Here is a 15404-nt window from a genome sequence, read left to right as displayed (position 1 = left end):
TCATTAAACGGGGAAACCATCATGCGCGAATCGCTCTACACACCGCTCGTCTCGCTGGTCGTGCCGTTCTACAACGAAGGCGAGGCCGTCGAACGTTTCTTTGACGTCGTGATCCCGCTGATGGCCGGCATCGAAGCGATCCGCTTCGAGATCGTCTGCGTGAACGACGGCAGCCGCGACGACACGCTCGAACGGCTGATCCGGATCAGCATGAACGATCGCCGCGTGCGCGTGATCGATCTCACGCGCAACTTCGGCAAGGAGGCGGCGCTGACGGCCGGCCTCGACGAAGCGGCCGGCGACGCGGTGATCCCGCTCGATGCCGACCTGCAGGATCCGCCGAGCCTGATTCCGGTGATGCTCGAGCACTGGCGCGACGGCGCGGAGGTCGTCGCCGCGAAGCGCAGCAGCCGCGCGTGCGATTCGTTCGCGAAGCGCACCGCCGCCGCGATCTACTATCGCGTGCACAACCTGCTGTCGGACGTGAAGCTGCCGGAGAACGTCGGCGACTTCCGGCTGATGGACCGCAAGGTCGTGAACGCGCTGCGCAACCTGCCCGAGCGGCATCGCTTCATGAAGGGGCTGTTCGCATGGGTGGGCTACCAGACCGTGATCATCGAGTACCAGCGCGATGCACGCAGCGCCGGTAAATCGAAGTTCTCCGGATGGAAGCTGTGGAATTTCGCGCTCGAAGGCATCACGAGCTTCAGCACCGTGCCGCTGCGCAGCTGGACCTACATCGGCGTCGGCATCGCCGCGCTCGCGTTCCTGTACGGCTCGTTCATCGTCGGCCGCACGCTGCTGTTCGGCAATCCGGTGCTCGGCTATTCGTCGCTGCTGTCGGTCACGCTGTTCATCGGCGGCATCGAACTCGTCGGCATCGGCGTGGTCGGCGAGTACATCGGCCGCATCTACGACGAGTCGAAGCAACGGCCCCTCTATCTGATCCGCCGCCGCTACCAGGCGCACAGCAAGGTGATCGAACTGCCGGTCGCGCGCGATGTGCGGCGCCCGATCGCACGCCGCCGCGCGCAGCCGGCCCGCGCGCGGGTCGGCACGCGCTGACGCACGGAGGCAACGATGCTCGCGCTGCTCTATGCGGAACGCGCACGGCTGGTCCGCTTCGGGCTGGCCGGACTCTGCTCGACCGGCCTTCACGCGCTGATCGCCGGCACGATGTATGCGCTGTTCGACGCCACGCAGGTCATTGCGAACGCAGTCGCGTTCCTCTGCGCGACCGTGTTCTCGTATCTCGCGAATACGCTGTGGAGCTTCTCGTCGACGGTGCATTCGCGCAACCTGCGACGCTTTCTGGTCGTCGCGCTGGCCGGCTTCGCCGAAACGATGGCGCTCGCGCGCATGGCCGAACTGCTCGACGTCCCGCGCGACTGGAGCATCGTCGCGATCGCGCTGCTGATTCCGCCGACGACGTTTCTGATGCACCGGTTGTGGACGTATCGGTGAAGCGGCGCCGGATGTCGCGATCGCCGGGGGCACCACCTGCAGGCCGATCGATTGCATACGAGAAATCGATATAAGCGCCGCGGCCAGCGCCGGCCGCACGCCGTCGTTGCGTCGCCGGTCCTTTCCACGAATCGTCGTTAAATAATCGCCCGTTGTTGTTTGTGCCCGCTCGCGCGGCGATGCTAGTTTCTGTCGGATTCGACGATGCGCACGGCCGGCCGCCGTCACGCGAGCGTCGCTCACGACGGAAACCGCACGATGCTCCCCTCTTGCCTGCCGCGTCGCACATGCACATGCACCGCTTCGCCGCGCAGTCGCGCGGCACGGAGCCTGCGATGAGCGAGCACGTGCCGGCGCTCGACGCCGCGCCGACCGTCGACGCGCCGTCGCACCGCACGCCGCAGCGCGCGATCATCCCTGCCGTCGCGGCGGCCAGTATCGGCTTCGCGATCGTCCAGCTCGACGTGACCGTCGTGAACGTCGCGATCCCGAGCCTCGGCCGGACGTTCGGGTCGACCGTGCACGGGCTGCAGTGGATCGTCGATGCGTACACGCTGTCGTTCGCCGCGCTGCTGCTGACGTCCGGCACGCTCGCCGATCGCTTCGGCAGCCGACGGCTGTTCGCAGCCGGTCTCGCGCTGTTCCTGCTCGCGTCGCTCGGCTGCGCGCTGGCGCCGTCGCTCGCGGCGCTGATCGGCGCACGGGTCGCGCAAGGCGTCGGCGCCGCGCTGATTTTGCCGACGTCGCTCGCGCTGATCACGCATGCATGTGCGACCGATGCCGCCGCGCGCGTGAAGGCGATCGCGTGGTGGAGCGCGACGGGCGGCGCGATCAGCGCGGCCGGCCCGACGTTGGGCGGCCTGCTGATCGATGGGGCCGGCTGGCGCGCGATCTTTTTCATCAACCTGCCGATCTGTGCGCTCGGGCTGTGGCTCACGCTGCGCCACGTGCGCGATTCGGCCGCCGCGCGCACGCGGCTGTTCGATCCGGCCGGCCAGCTGGTCGCGGTGCTCGTGCTCGGGCTGCTGACCGGTGGGATCATTCGTACCGGTTCGCACGGCGCCGCGGACCCTTATGCGGCCGGTGCACTCGTCGCGTCGATCGCGCTCGGCGTGCTGTTCGTCGCGATCGAACGGCGCGTGGCCGCGCCGATGCTGCCGCTCGCGTTCCTCCGGATTGCGCGGGTGCCGGGTCTCCTCGCGATCGGCGGCATCACCAATGCCGCGTTCTACGGGCTGATTTTCGCGCTCAGCCTCTATTTCCAGAGCGCGCGCGGCTATACGGCGACCGAATCGGGACTCGCGCTCGCGCCGCTCACCGTGATCATGCTCGCGAACCTCGCTAGCGCGCGCATTGCCGTGCGTTACGGGTTTCGCGCGACCGTCATCGCGGGGCTCGCCGTGTCGGTCGGCGGCTATGCGTGGCTCGCGCAGACGCTCGCGGAACACGCGCGCTACCTGCTGCTGGCGCCGGGGATGGTCGCGATGGCGGTCGGCGGCGGCATCGCGATTCCGGCGCTGACTTCGATGCTGCTCGGCAGTGTCGAAGCCGGCCGCTCGGCGACGGCTTCGGCGATATTCAACACCGCGCGACAGGTGGGCGCGGCCGTCGGCGTCGCATCGCTCGGCGCGCTGGTCGCGGGCCGGGGCGCGGCGATCGTCAGCGGCGCGTCGCACGCGTTCGCGATTGCCGCGGTGCTGGTCGCTTCTTGCATCGTGCCGGCCGCGTGGTGGCGCGGGGATGATGCCAATGCCCGGGGCTGAGCGGCTCTGTTGATCGGGCGGAACTCGACTGCGCTTCATCGCAACGATCTAGGCAATTCGCGCTGGACTCGCACTGGATGTAACCACCCAGCGTCCAGTCGCCGGTCCGGGAACGGCATTCGCCGCGATCGGCGTCGATCGCGCGGCCAGACCGCCTGATCCATCCTTCCCGAGCGTCGCCCACGGCCGGACCGACATCGATCCGATGCGATACAGTACGGAGCATGCACCGTGGACGTGACGTTCCGGTTCGCCGCTCATGCGTTTCGTGGCATCCGGCCGGCACGGCCCACGCGGTTCGCACCGAGCACCACCGGCGTCGGCCCACCGAGTGTGCCCCCCCCCACGACCGCCGATTCGGCCGCCTCTTTTCGCTCCCGACCATGAACGCAACCGCTGACAACGCACCTTCCGCCCCATCGGTCCTCGGCGTCTATCGGCAGCTGGCGGATCCGTCCGCCGGGCAATGGATCGTCAGCCGCTCCGAACGCGCGCACATGTTCCGCATCCAGCATCACCGGCCCGACGGCAGCACGTCGGTCGATACGGTCGTCGACGCGGACAACCTCGACGCGAAGCTGCGCAAGTGGCACCACGAAGGCTACGCCCGCCGCGACGAAGACGACGGCGAGCGCGCCGCCCCGGCCCGTCGCGGAGGCTTCATGCACGACCTGCGCCGCGCGCAGGCTGCCCGGCCGGCCGCCTCGCAGCACGCGGCGAACACCGTGCCGATCGGCGGCGTGCCGATGCCGCGCGGGCCCGGCGGCCCGCTGGTTCCGCCGCTCAATCCCGCGTACCTGTTTACCGCCCGCGCGACCAGCGTGCTCGAAGACATCGTCGAGAACCGCCGCATCCTGCTGATCGGTCATACGGGCACCGGCAAGACGAGCCTGATCGAACAGGTCGCCGCGCAGAGCGGTCACGGCGTGTTGCGCTCGAACATGAACGGCCAGACCACGGTCGGCGACTTCGTCGGCTTCTGGACCGTCAAGGGCGGCGAGACGATCTGGGTCGACGGCGTGCTGCCGACCGCGATGCGCGAAGGGCTGTGGCTGATCGTCGACGAGATCGACTTCGCGGAGCCGGCGATCCTCGCGGTGCTGACCGCCGTGCTCGAACCGGGCGGCCGCCTGCTGCTGAAGGAGAAAGGCAACGAGATCGTCGCGCCGCATCCGTCGTTCCGGCTGTTCGCGACCGCGAACGCGGTCGGCGCGATGGGGCAGTTCCGGCACCTGTACCAGGGCGCGAACGTGATGAACGACGCGTTCCTCGACCGCTGGCGCGTGTACCACATCGATTACCTGCCGCCGCACGACGAGGCGCAGGTGCTGCAGCAGACGTTCGGCCCGCGCATGTCCGCCGCGATGGCCGCGACGCTGGCGGCGATCGCCGCCGATTGTCGCGCGGCGTTCGTCCGCGAGGATCTCGCCGGCGCGTTCTCGACCCGCCGGCTGCTCGACTGGGCCGAACTGATGCTGCGCACCGGCGATCCGGAGGCGGCCGCCGGCCCGACCATCTATGCGAAGGTCGGCGCGGAAGACGCGGCACTGATTCGCAGCATCATCCGCCATCACATCGATTTCGAGGCTTGACGCGATGGACCGGGACGACGACGCGCGCGCGGTTCACCTGACGCGGCTCGCGCGCACGCTGTCGCAACGGCACGGGATCGACGTGCGCTTTGCAAGCCACGGGCCGCTGCTGCAACGCGACCGGCTCGTGCTGCCCGACACGCTGCTCGACGGCGACATCGACGACGACGCGATCACCGGCTTCGTCGATCTCCATGCGGCCCGCGCGCGCTTCGGCGCGATCGAGTCCGTGGCCGCGCTGACGTCGCCCGTCGTGCAACGCATCGCACAGGCGATCGACGACCGGCGCGCGGCCGGGCGCCTCGTGGCGCTTTATCCCGGCGCGACGCGATTCCTGCTCCGGATGCGTGCGGCATCCGCCGCCGACATGCTGCGCGGCTGGCCGACCCGCGCGTGGCGCGACAAGCTGCTGTGGCGCATCGAACGCGCGTTATGGGACGAGCCGCCGATGGCCGCCGAGCACGTGCCGTCGCTCGATGCGACCATCTCGGCCACTGCCGATCTCATCGACGAAGCACGGGCGTCGACGTCGACTTCCGACAGCATCGAGGCCGCCCGACGGATCGTGGCGCGCGTCCGCGCGCTCGCGTCGGCCGGTGCCAACACCATGATGTTCACCGCCGATCCGGGCAGCACGCTCGACAGCAACGCGATCGCCGCCGAGTTCGAAGCGGACGAACCCGGCGCGTCGGACGACACGCGCGCGCCTGCGGCCACCGATTCCGCCGCCGGCGCGATCGCCGAAACGGCGTCGTCACCCGACGCACCGGCGCAAGGCGACGCGGCGCACGGCACGATTCGTTTGTCGGCGGACAACCGGCCGCTGCTGTCGATCCCGCTCACGACTGCCTTCGACACGGTGACGGACTTCACCGGCAAAGGCGAACCGGCGCGCTGGCATCGTCTGCGCCGCGCGGCGCGCGCGCAGACGGAGCCGCTGCGGATGCGGCTCGAACGCGCGCTGAAAGTCGACGAGCAGACACACTGGAAACGCGAACAGGAACGCGGGCAGCTCGATCGCGCATCGCTCGTGCGCGTCGCAACCATGCCCGGCTATCGCACGCCGTTTCGCGTCACGCGCGCGGCGCCCGGGCGCGACGCGGCGGTGAGCCTGCTGCTCGACTGCAGCGGCTCGATGGCCGGCCGGAAGATCGAACTCGCGACGCTCTGCGCGGCGGCGCTGTGCGACGCGCTGATGCAGCTCGGCTTCGCGTGCGAAGTGCTCGGCTACAGCTCGGTCGAGGATGCCGCGATGCGCGCGCATTATCAGCGCTGGCTCGACGGCGGCCACGACACGTTCGGCTACAACCGCTTCGTCGAACGGCTCGACCTGCGCGTGTACAAGCGCTTCGATTCGGACAACCCGAGCGGGCTCGCCTGCATCGAATGCGGGCACGAGAACCCCGACGGCGAAGCGTTGAGCTGGGCCGCCGAACGGCTGCTGTCGAAGCGCGCGCGCCGCCGCATCCTGATGGTACTGTCGGACGGCTATCCGGCCACCGGCGACGGCAATCCGGCGATCCTGCGCACCGACCTGCGGGCACGCGTCGACGCGCTGCGCGACCAGCGCGTCGAACTGATCGGCGTCGGGATTCTCGACGATGCGGTGGAGTCGTTTTATCCGGTCAGCAGCGTCGTCGAGCAACTGAACGAGTTGCCGGGCGCGGCTTTCAGCGTGCTGAGCAACACGTTGCTGGATCGGCGCTGATCGCGCGAAGCGGGTCGGTCGACGCAGCTGCGTCCGCGCAACGCCGATATGGGCGGGACGGCGGGAACGGCGGAACGGCGGAACGGCGGAACGGCGGAACGGCGGAACGGGCCAGCATACCGGTTCGATACAGCGTGCAGTAGGGTCAAATCGTTCATCGCTACGTCACGGAACCATCGCACCGGCCGCAAGCGACGCCTGCTAGCATGCCGTGTAGCGGCGCCGAATCGCACCGCTTCTGTAAAGATGTCGCGTTGCATGTCATCGGTCGGCCGAGCACCGGCTTGCCGCCCATGGCCGGTGGTTTCGACGCGAACGCTTCCCCGCAGCACGAATCGTGCTCTGCCCGCATTCGACTTCCATCCGACCGTCGATTTCGCCGCATCCCGTGGCGCAAGCCGGCGGCACGAGATTCGTCCATGCCCAGGAAAAAAACCAGTCTCTGGCTACGCCCTTTCGATCTGCTTGCCGCCGCGACGCGTACGCGGCCGAGGAAGAAGCCTGCAAAAGCTGCCAAGCCCGCCAAAGCGGCCAAACCAGCCGCACCGGTCAAGCGAACGACCGCGCGCGCCGCCGGCACACCGGCGCCGCGTCGCGCGAGCCCCGCGCCGGCCGCACGGACCTCGCCGACCCAGGCGCCCGGCACGTGGCTGCGCTCGTTCCATTCCGCGCGCCCGGTAGCCGGGCGCTTCGTCAACCATCTCGCGTACGGACTGTATCTTCCCGTCGCGGCGGTAACGACCGTCGGCATGCCCGTCGTCGTGATGCTGCACGGCTGCAAGCAGACGGCCGAGTCGTTCGCCGCCGGCACGCGCATTTGCCGCGTCGCGGAGCGCGCCGGGTTTGCCGTGCTGTTTCCGGAGCAGGCGAAGACCGCCCATTCGCATCGCTGCTGGAACTGGCATGGCGATGGATCGGAGTCGGAAACGCCGGCGATCGCGTCGCTGATCGATGCGATCGTGCAGGAGCGCGGGTTCGATCGCGACCGCGTGTATCTGGCCGGCATGTCGGCCGGCGCGGGGCTCGCCGCGCGGCTGGCGATCGAGTATCCCGACCTGTTCGCGGCTGTCGGCCTGCACTCGGGGCCGGCCATCGCGCCGCCGTTGTCGACCATGGCCGCGATGAGCCTGATGCGGCGCGGGCTGCGCGACGATCCGGTCCAGGTCGTCGACGCCTGCGTCGACGTTCGTGCGCATCCGGGCATGCCCGCGCTCGTCATGCACGGCGGACTCGATACGGTGGTCGCCGAACAAAACGCGAGGCAGCTCGGCGTGGAATTCGCGCGCATCAATCGGCTCGTCGACGAACACGGCGAGCTGCGCGTCGGCGAGCACCACACGTACGCCGACGACGGCGCCGAATACACCGACTATCTGCGCGGCGGCCGGGTCGTCGTGCGGGTCTGCATCGTGCGCCGGCTGGCGCACGCGTGGAGCGGCGGCGATCCGCGCGAAGCGTTCCACTCGGCCACCGGGCCGGACGCGACCGCGATGTTCTGGAATTTCTTTCGCCGGCGGCGGCGTAAGCGATAGCGATAGCGATAGCGATAGCGGCAGCGGCAGCGGCAGCGGCAGCGGCAGCGGCAGCGGCAGCGGCAGCGGGAACGATAGCGCGAACGAGACGCACCCACGCCCCATCAAGCGCCCTCCCGCGCCACTCCACGATCAAAAGCCCGAACGACGGATCCCCTACCGCGCGTCGCCATCCCCCGGCGCATCCGTCGCCGCGAGCACATCCGACAATTTGAGGACCGGACAATGCGCACCGGCGCTCGCCACCGCATCCCGATAGGTATGCGTGATCGCGCTCGCGATCGCATGCGCCGCGTCGTTGCCCTCCGCCATCGCCGAGTAGTAGGACAGATCCTTGAGCGCGTTCGCCATATGAAACGGCAACCCCGACGTGTCGCCGGTCTGCAGGAACGGCAGCAGCCGGTTCAGCGCCACCCCGCCGCCGCCGCCGTTTGCCAGCACCTCGGCGAGCACCGCGACGTCCACGCCGGATCGTTTCGCGCAGGCAACGGCTTCGGAAAGCAGCGCGATGGTCCCGAGCGACACGTAGTTGTGCAGCAGCTTCATGCTGTGGCCGGCGCCGAGCTCGCCCACGCGCGTGATGTTTTCCGCGAAACACGCGAGTACCGGCCGCAACTCGTCGAACAACCCGGGCGTCGCGCCGACCAGCAGGTTCAGCCGCCCTTCGTGCGCTTCCCTCGCGCCGCGCGTCATCGGCGCGTCGACGAGACGGCCGCCCGCGGCTTCGACGAGCCGCGCCATCCTGACGGTCGAATCCGGCACGGCAGTCGAGCAATCGACGACGATCGCGTTGTCCTTCAAACCCGCCAGTACGCCGAGCTCGCCGGTGAGGACGGCTTCCACTTCCGGCGAACCCGTCACGCAGAGGATGATGACGTCCGCTTCGCGGGCCAGCTCGCGCGGCGTCTTCACGGTCCGTACGCCGCCGCGCAACAGCTCGTCGAGCGGCTGGTTGCCGGGATGCTCGACGACCGTGAGCGGATAGCCGTGCTTCAGCACGTTGCGTGCGATACCGTGCCCCATCAAACCGACGCCGATCAGGCCAATCTGTTGTTTCATGTGATGTCCTTCCGTCAAAGACGATGGCGCCGCGGCACCGACGCCGCGGCGAAATGGGTAACCGTTATCGATCGACCAGGCGTGCCGGCAGCAGCATCGTGAGAACCAGGCCGAGCAACAGGCAGCCGACCATCAGGAACAGCGGGGCGGCGAGGCCGCCCGACATCTGCTTCAGATAGCCGACCGCATACGGCCCGAAGAAGCCGCCCATGTTGCCGAACGAACTGATCACCGCGATGCCCATCGACACCGATGCGGTGCCGAGCGCGGTGGTCGGCATGCTCCAGAACAGCGGCGGAAACGAGATGAGCCCGGCGTTCGCAATGCAGAGCGCGAACATGCCGAGCCACAGCTGGTCACGCCAGATCACCGACAGCGCGAGCCCGGTCGCGCCCATCAGGAGCAGCGCGGCGACGTGCAGGCGCCGGGCGCCGCGCCGGTCCGCGCTGCGTCCGAACAGCACCATCACGACGACGGCCACCGCATTGGGCAGCGCCGCGAGCAAGCCGATCACGAAGTCGCTGCCGATGCCCATCTGCTTGATCATCGTCGGCGCCCAGAACGTGTAACCGTAAATGGCGAACACGTCGAGAAAGTAGATCACGCAGAACGCCCAGACGAGCCAGCTCGAGAAGAGGCCCTTGTGACTCGCGGCCTCGGTCGTCTCGCGATCGTCCGCCAGCACGCGCGCCAGGATCGCGCGGTCCGTCGGCGCGAAGCGGGCGCTGCGCGTGACGTCGTCGTCGAGCCCTTTCCACACGTAAAGGGCCGCCACGAAGGCCGGCAGCGACTCGACGATGAAGATCCACTTCCAGCCCGGGATCTGCATTGCACCGTCGAAATACTGGAGGATGAAGCCGGTCAGCGGCGAGCCGATCAAGCCCGCGAGCGCAAGGGCCGCATAGAACATCGATAGAATCCGCGCGCGACGGTGGCGCGGAAACGACTGGGTCATGTAGAGCACGATGGCCGGGATGAATCCGGCCTCGGCGACACCGAGCAGGAAACGCATCACATAGAACTGCATCGGCGTGGACACGAAGGCCGTCAGCCCCGACACGATGCCCCACGACACGACGATCCGCGTGATCCAGCGCCGCGGCCCCACCCGCACCAGCAGCAAGTTGCTCGGCACCTCGAAGATCACGTAGCCGAGAAAGAAGATCCCGGCGCCGAAGCCGAACACCGCGTCGGAGAAGCCCAGATGCTGGCTCATCTGCAGTTTGGCGAAGCTGACGTTGACGCGATCGATGTACGACGTGACGTACGCGAACATCAGGATCGGCAGGATATGCAGCGCAAGCCGACGAAACAGCCGGTCCTCGTGCGCCAGGTCGTGCGTCGGTGCCGGGATTGCGATGCCTCCCGGGCTATAGGTCGCGTCGATTTCCACGTTTGTCTCCGAAGGTTTTCTGGATGGTCCCGCTCGCCTGCGCCGCACGTCTGGATCGCAGCGTGCGCGCGCTGTCGAGATAGGTATGTGCGAGTGGGGTCCGTTCGAATCTACCGGCTGCCGGATCCGGCCGATATGCGAAATCCTTCAAGCGGCACTTCGAATATCTCGAATGCACGCGCGATTCGGTCACGGCACGGTGCGCTGCACAAGCAGCGAGATCCTGCATTCTAGCGGCCGAAACGGCCGTGCGCGTCATGCACCGACGTGCGGCGCGCGTCGCGGTGTGCGGCGCAGCATCGGCCGCTCCTCAGGGTTAGCCCCAAAGCGCCCGACGCGATGGCGGCCGTCGAGCAATGACATACTTCCGCAAGCTTCAATGGAGAATCCCCGCTTGTTCGATCTCACGTCACTCGCCCTGTTCGTGCGTGCAGCCGAGCTGGGCAGCCTTTCACGCGCCGCGCAGCAGTCCCACATGTCGCTGTCCACCGCCAGCCGCCGCATCGCGCTGCTCGAGCATCACTTTCGCGTGGTGCTCCTGAACCGCACGGTGGCCGGCGTCGAACTCACGCCGGCCGGCGAAGCGCTGCTGCGCCATGCGACCGACCTGCTGCTGCGCACCGACGCGATCTACAGCGAGCTGTCCGACTATACGAAGGGCTCCATCGGCCGGGTCCGCGTCTTCGCGAACATCTCGGCGATCAGCCAGGATCTGCCGGACCAGTTGCGCGCGTTCTCGCAGCGCTACCGCGACATCAAGCTGCAGATCAGCGAGCTCAGAAGCGCCGACATCCTGCAGGCGCTGCGCGAAGGCCGCGCCGACGTCGGGATCGTCACGTCCCGGACCGCGACCGAAGGCATTCATCTCGCGCCGTACTGCATGGACCGGGCGAGCGTGGTCGTCCCCGAGGACTACGGCCTGACCGGCGACTCGATCGACTTCAGCGCGTTGCTCGAGCACGATCTGGTCGCGCTGGACGACCGGTCGGAGCTCACGCGTTCGATCGTCAGGGAAGCCGCGCTGCTCGGCAAATCGGTGCGCTTTCGCGTGCAGGTGCAGAGCTTCGAGGCGATGTGCCGGCTGATCGCCGCGGGCCAGGGCATCGGCATCCTGCCGGAGCGCGCCGTCGCGCTGTTTCGCGAACCCATGCACCTGCGCTTCATCCGGCTCAACGCGCCGTGGGCCGACCGGATCATGTCGGTCGGCATCCGCACCGGCGCCGTGCCGCAGCCCACCCGCAAGCTGTTCGAGTTCCTCGCATCGTTCGCGCCGGCTTCGCTCGCCGCGCACGACACCGAGCCGTCGAACGACTGACGCCGCGTCCACGCGCACGGGTGCGCCCGCGCCTTGCAGATTTTCGAAGGTCCCGTTCACGAATCCGCACTTCCTTCGCGCGTCGGCGACGCGGTAGATTGGACGGACAGATTCAGTCGTCCGCCCGTTACCGCAACGGAAGAGACGCAGGAGACACGTCAGCGCCACCCGGTGCGATCGGGTGTGGCGTCGCGTACGGCGCAGTGCACCGCGCGCTACCCGACTCGCCGCCATCCGCCTCCTGCCTGCCCCCTTCCCTGCGCCACGCCATCGTCATCCTGGAGGTTTCCCATAACATGAAGAACCCACATCGCATCGCGGTCATCGCCGGCGACGGCATCGGCAAGGAGGTGATGCCCGAAGGCCTGCGCGTCTTGCGCGCCGCCGCCGAGCGCTTCGACATTCCATTGGCGTTCGACGCGTTCGCCGACTGGTGCACCGATCACTACGTGCGTCACGGCACGATGATGCCGGCCGACTGGGCGCGCCAGATCGGCGGCCACGATGCGATCTTCTTCGGCGCGGTCGGCGCGCCGGATATCGTGCCCGACCACGTCGCCGTGTGGGAATCGCTGATCAGGATCCGCCGCGAATTCGATCAGTACGTGAACCTGCGCCCGGTGCGCCTGATGCCGGGCGTGCCTGCTCCGCTGGCCGGACGCCAGCCCGGCGACATCGACTTCATCGTCGTGCGCGAGAACACCGAAGGCGAGTATTCGTCGGTGGGCGGCCGGATGTTCGCCGGCACCGAGCGCGAGATTGCCGTGCAGGAGTCGGTGTTCTCGCGCGTCGGCGTCGACCGCGTGCTGAAGTTCGCGTTCGAACTCGCGCGCTCGCGCCCGCGCAAGCAGTTGACCGCCGCGACGAAATCCAACGGCATCTCGATCACCATGCCGTTCTGGGACGAGCGCGTCGCCGAGATGGCCGCGCGCTTCCCCGACGTCGAAGCGCGCAAATATCACATCGACATTCTCTGCGCGCACTTCGTCCAGAATCCGGATCGCTTCGACGTCGTCGTCGCGTCGAACCTGTTCGGCGACATCCTCTCCGACCTCGGGCCCGCATGCACCGGCACGATCGGCATCGCGCCGTCGGCGAACCTGAATCCCGAGCGCCGGTTTCCGTCGCTGTTCGAACCGGTGCACGGCTCCGCGCCGGACATCGCCGGCCGCGGCATCGCGAATCCGATCGGCCAGATCTGGTCGGCCGCGTTGCTGCTGCAGCATCTCGGCCACGGCGACGCGCGCTATGAAGCGGCGGCCGCCGAAATCGTCACCGCGATCGAGTCCGTCCTCGTGTCCGGCCCGCGTACGCCCGACATGGGCGGCACGGCCACCACCGTGGAACTCGGCGCGGCGATCGCCGAAACCATCGCAAATCCCGCTTCGATCGAGGAATGACCCATGCAATTCGGCCACTACATCGACAACGCCCGCGTCCTGCGCGATTCGGGCGCGCACATTGAAGTCATCGATCCGAGCACCGGCGAACCGTTCGCGACGATCGCACGCGGCGACGCGGCGGACATCCAGCTGGCCGTTTCCGCCGCGCAACGCGCGATGGGCGAAACGCTCGACGGCCCGTGGGCGAGGCTGTCGCCGGTCGACCGCAGCAATCTGCTGTTCGCGTACGCCGCCGCCGTCCTCAAGCACGCCGACGAACTCGCGCAGCTCGAGGCACGCGACACCGGCAAGGCGCTGAACACCGCGCGCACCGATGCCGCCGTGCTCGCGCGTTACCTTCAGTACTACGCCGGATGCGTGGACAAGCTGCATGGCGACACCCTGCCGTACACCGCCGGGTACACGGTCCTGACCGTGCGCGAGCCGATCGGCGTGACCGGGCACATCATTCCGTGGAATTACCCGATGCAGATCTACGGACGCAGTGTCGGCGCGTCGCTCGCCGCCGGTAACGCGTGCGTGGTCAAACCGGCGGAGGACGCGAGCCTGTCGATCCTGCGGCTGGCCGAGATCGCGGCCGAGGTGGGGTTTCCGGCCGGCACCGTGAACGTCGTGACGGGATTGGGCGCCGAAGCCGGTGCGGCGCTGTCGGCCAATGCGGGCATTCGTCACATCTCGTTTACCGGGTCGACCGGAACGGGCGCGATGGTCGGCCGCGCCGCCGCCGAGCGTCACTGCCCGGCCGTGCTCGAACTGGGCGGCAAGTCGCCTCAACTGCTGTTCGACGACGCCGACCTCGAACAGGCGCTGCCCGTGATCGTCAACGCGATCGTGCAGAACGCCGGGCAGACCTGCTCGGCGGGTAGCCGCCTGCTCGTCCAGCGCAGCATCTACGAGTCCGTGCTGGATCGTCTGGCGCAGCGATTTGCGTTGCTGCGTTCGGGGCCGCCGTCGATGAATCTGGAGATGGGGCCGCTCGTCAACGCGAAGCAGCATGCGCGGGTGCGGGCCATCATCGCGCGCGCGGAAGCCGACGGTATTCGCGTGGCGGCCCGCGGCACGATCGCGGCCGGCGCATCGCGGGCCGGTTACTACCAGGAAGCGGTGCTGTTCCGCGACGTTCCGCCCGACAGCGAACTCGCGCAGGAAGAAGTGTTCGGCCCCGTGCTCGCCGTCATGCCGTTCGACGACGAAGCCGACGCGGTCGCGCTCGCGAACGGCACGCAGTATGGCCTCGTCGCGGGCGTGTGGACCCGGGACGGCGCACGCGGGCTGCGGCTCGCGCGCAAGCTGCAGGCCGGGCAGGTGTTCATCAACAACTACGGGGCCGGCGGTGGGGTGGAGCTGCCGTTCGGCGGCGTGAAGGCCAGCGGGTATGGTCGCGAGAAGGGGTTCGAAGCGTTGCTGGGTTTCACCGCACTGAAAACCATCGCGATCAGGCACGATTGACGACTGCAACGCGCGACGACGCGCTCCGACCGGAACGCCGGCAACGAACGGCGGAGCCGTGTCAGGGCGCGTCGATCCCTTCCGCCCGTGTCGCCAGGAAGCGCAGGTACTTGTCGTCTTCGTCGTCGAACAGCTCCGGGCCGCCGCCCATGTACGCACGCATCAATTCGTCCGCGGCGCGGTCGAGCTCGCCGAGTTCGAACTGACACTGGCCGAGCCTCAGGTGCAGAAACGGATTGCCGATCGCCTCGGGGAAATGCATCGCCTGCTCGAGCGTGTCGCGCCCGGCCGCGTAATCGGCCTGAAGGAAATGCGTGTCGCCGATGGCGGCCATCAACCAGGTGCCGGCTTCCCAGTTGGTCTTCGGTTCGGGAAGCAGGTCGAACGCTTCCCGGTATTGCGCCAGCGCGCCGGCGAAGTCGCCGGCTTCGGTCAAGTCATCGCCGGCTTCGCTCAGCGTGCCGATACGTTCGTAAAGCACGTCGTCCAGTTCTGCCATGTCCAACCCCTTTCTCCGTAAATGAATGCCGCGCGGTGGTCGAGCGGTGTTGATCCGTGACCGGATACGTCAATCGCTCGCTACTCGCGCACCGCATTATGCAGGTGCAGCTTCATGTCGTGACCGGCGTCGCGGCGGCCGGCGGCCTCGCGGGAACGGCCGGCGGCCACCGCGACGCCGACTTCCGGGAACGGTGTCGGCGGCGCGCCACACCGCCCGCCGCGCCA

The 15404-nt window shown here is 68.3% G+C and carries 12 protein-coding genes; 9 read left to right on the top strand and 3 right to left on the bottom strand.

What is annotated here, in order from left to right:
* Window positions 1-21 precede the first annotated feature (21 nt).
* From O1Q03_RS17255 to O1Q03_RS17230, 6 genes are all read left to right on the top strand, one after another.
* Window positions 22-1065 carry a glycosyltransferase family 2 protein gene (locus tag O1Q03_RS17255; RefSeq protein ID WP_269504965.1) on the top strand — a complete coding sequence of 348 codons (1044 nt, stop codon included), beginning with the start codon at window positions 22-24 and terminating at the stop codon, window positions 1063-1065.
* A 15-nt stretch (window positions 1066-1080) separates the two neighbouring features.
* Complete coding sequence (locus O1Q03_RS17250) at window positions 1081-1464, top strand: GtrA family protein (protein WP_269504962.1); 384 nt, start codon at window positions 1081-1083, stop codon at window positions 1462-1464.
* Between the two features lie 335 nt (window positions 1465-1799).
* Complete coding sequence (locus O1Q03_RS17245) at window positions 1800-3227, top strand: MFS transporter (RefSeq protein ID WP_269504960.1); 1428 nt, start codon at window positions 1800-1802, stop codon at window positions 3225-3227.
* A gap of 383 nt (window positions 3228-3610) precedes the next feature.
* Complete coding sequence (locus O1Q03_RS17240; RefSeq protein ID WP_269504957.1) at window positions 3611-4819, top strand: AAA family ATPase; 1209 nt, start codon at window positions 3611-3613, stop codon at window positions 4817-4819.
* A 4-nt stretch (window positions 4820-4823) separates the two neighbouring features.
* On the top strand, window positions 4824-6527 hold the full coding sequence (locus O1Q03_RS17235) for a cobaltochelatase CobT-related protein (RefSeq protein ID WP_269504954.1): 1704 nt from the start codon (window positions 4824-4826) through the stop codon (window positions 6525-6527).
* Between the two features lie 419 nt (window positions 6528-6946).
* The gene (locus tag O1Q03_RS17230; protein ID WP_269504952.1) at window positions 6947-8059 is read left to right on the top strand and encodes an extracellular catalytic domain type 1 short-chain-length polyhydroxyalkanoate depolymerase; all 1113 of its coding nucleotides are present in this window, start codon (window positions 6947-6949) and stop codon (window positions 8057-8059) included.
* A 156-nt stretch (window positions 8060-8215) separates the two neighbouring features.
* On the opposite strand, the gene O1Q03_RS17225 is transcribed toward O1Q03_RS17230, so the two are convergent.
* Together O1Q03_RS17225 and O1Q03_RS17220 are read right to left on the bottom strand one after the other, a co-directional pair.
* On the bottom strand, window positions 8216-9118 hold the full coding sequence (locus O1Q03_RS17225; protein ID WP_269504950.1) for an NAD(P)-dependent oxidoreductase: 903 nt from the start codon (window positions 9116-9118) through the stop codon (window positions 8216-8218).
* 64 nt (window positions 9119-9182) lie between these two features.
* Entirely contained in the window at window positions 9183-10511 is a 1329-nt protein-coding gene (locus O1Q03_RS17220) for an MFS transporter (protein WP_269504947.1), read from the bottom strand.
* Window positions 10512-10905: 394 nt separating this feature from the next.
* On the opposite strand from O1Q03_RS17220, the gene O1Q03_RS17215 reads away from it, so the two are divergent.
* The 3 genes from O1Q03_RS17215 (at window position 10906) to O1Q03_RS17205 (ending at window position 14678) form a co-directional block, all read left to right on the top strand.
* Entirely contained in the window at window positions 10906-11826 is a 921-nt protein-coding gene (locus O1Q03_RS17215) for a LysR family transcriptional regulator (RefSeq protein WP_269504946.1), read from the top strand.
* Between the two features lie 296 nt (window positions 11827-12122).
* Window positions 12123-13226, top strand: coding sequence for a tartrate dehydrogenase (locus O1Q03_RS17210; RefSeq protein WP_269505010.1), 1104 nt, complete (start codon window positions 12123-12125; stop codon window positions 13224-13226).
* Between the two features lie 3 nt (window positions 13227-13229).
* Complete coding sequence (locus O1Q03_RS17205) at window positions 13230-14678, top strand: aldehyde dehydrogenase family protein (RefSeq protein WP_269504944.1); 1449 nt, start codon at window positions 13230-13232, stop codon at window positions 14676-14678.
* Window positions 14679-14739: 61 nt separating this feature from the next.
* Here O1Q03_RS17205 and O1Q03_RS17200 read toward each other — a convergent pair whose 3' ends face one another.
* Window positions 14740-15177 carry a tetratricopeptide repeat protein gene (locus O1Q03_RS17200; protein WP_269504942.1) on the bottom strand — a complete coding sequence of 146 codons (438 nt, stop codon included), beginning with the start codon at window positions 15175-15177 and terminating at the stop codon, window positions 14740-14742.
* Window positions 15178-15404 lie beyond the last annotated feature (227 nt).

It is taken from the genome of Burkholderia sp. IMCC1007 (assembly GCF_027257875.1).
GTDB lineage: Bacteria > Pseudomonadota > Gammaproteobacteria > Burkholderiales > Burkholderiaceae > Burkholderia.
This window is presented reverse-complemented; position numbering and strand designations above follow the sequence as displayed.

What these genes read in the sequence shown, in the direction of transcription:
- O1Q03_RS17205 (WP_269504944.1), top strand. Translation starts at nt 13,230, where the DNA reads ATGCAATTCGGCCACTACATCGACAACGCCCGCGTCCTGCGCGATTCG.
- O1Q03_RS17200 (WP_269504942.1), bottom strand. Translation starts at nt 15,177, where the DNA reads ATGGCAGAACTGGACGACGTGCTTTACGAACGTATCGGCACGCTGAGC.
- O1Q03_RS17240 (WP_269504957.1), top strand. Translation starts at nt 3,611, where the DNA reads ATGAACGCAACCGCTGACAACGCACCTTCCGCCCCATCGGTCCTCGGC.
- O1Q03_RS17255 (WP_269504965.1), top strand. Translation starts at nt 22, where the DNA reads ATGCGCGAATCGCTCTACACACCGCTCGTCTCGCTGGTCGTGCCGTTC.
- O1Q03_RS17210 (WP_269505010.1), top strand. Translation starts at nt 12,123, where the DNA reads ATGAAGAACCCACATCGCATCGCGGTCATCGCCGGCGACGGCATCGGC.
- O1Q03_RS17250 (WP_269504962.1), top strand. Translation starts at nt 1,081, where the DNA reads ATGCTCGCGCTGCTCTATGCGGAACGCGCACGGCTGGTCCGCTTCGGG.
- O1Q03_RS17230 (WP_269504952.1), top strand. Translation starts at nt 6,947, where the DNA reads ATGCCCAGGAAAAAAACCAGTCTCTGGCTACGCCCTTTCGATCTGCTT.
- O1Q03_RS17245 (WP_269504960.1), top strand. Translation starts at nt 1,800, where the DNA reads ATGAGCGAGCACGTGCCGGCGCTCGACGCCGCGCCGACCGTCGACGCG.
- O1Q03_RS17225 (WP_269504950.1), bottom strand. Translation starts at nt 9,118, where the DNA reads ATGAAACAACAGATTGGCCTGATCGGCGTCGGTTTGATGGGGCACGGT.
- O1Q03_RS17235 (WP_269504954.1), top strand. Translation starts at nt 4,824, where the DNA reads ATGGACCGGGACGACGACGCGCGCGCGGTTCACCTGACGCGGCTCGCG.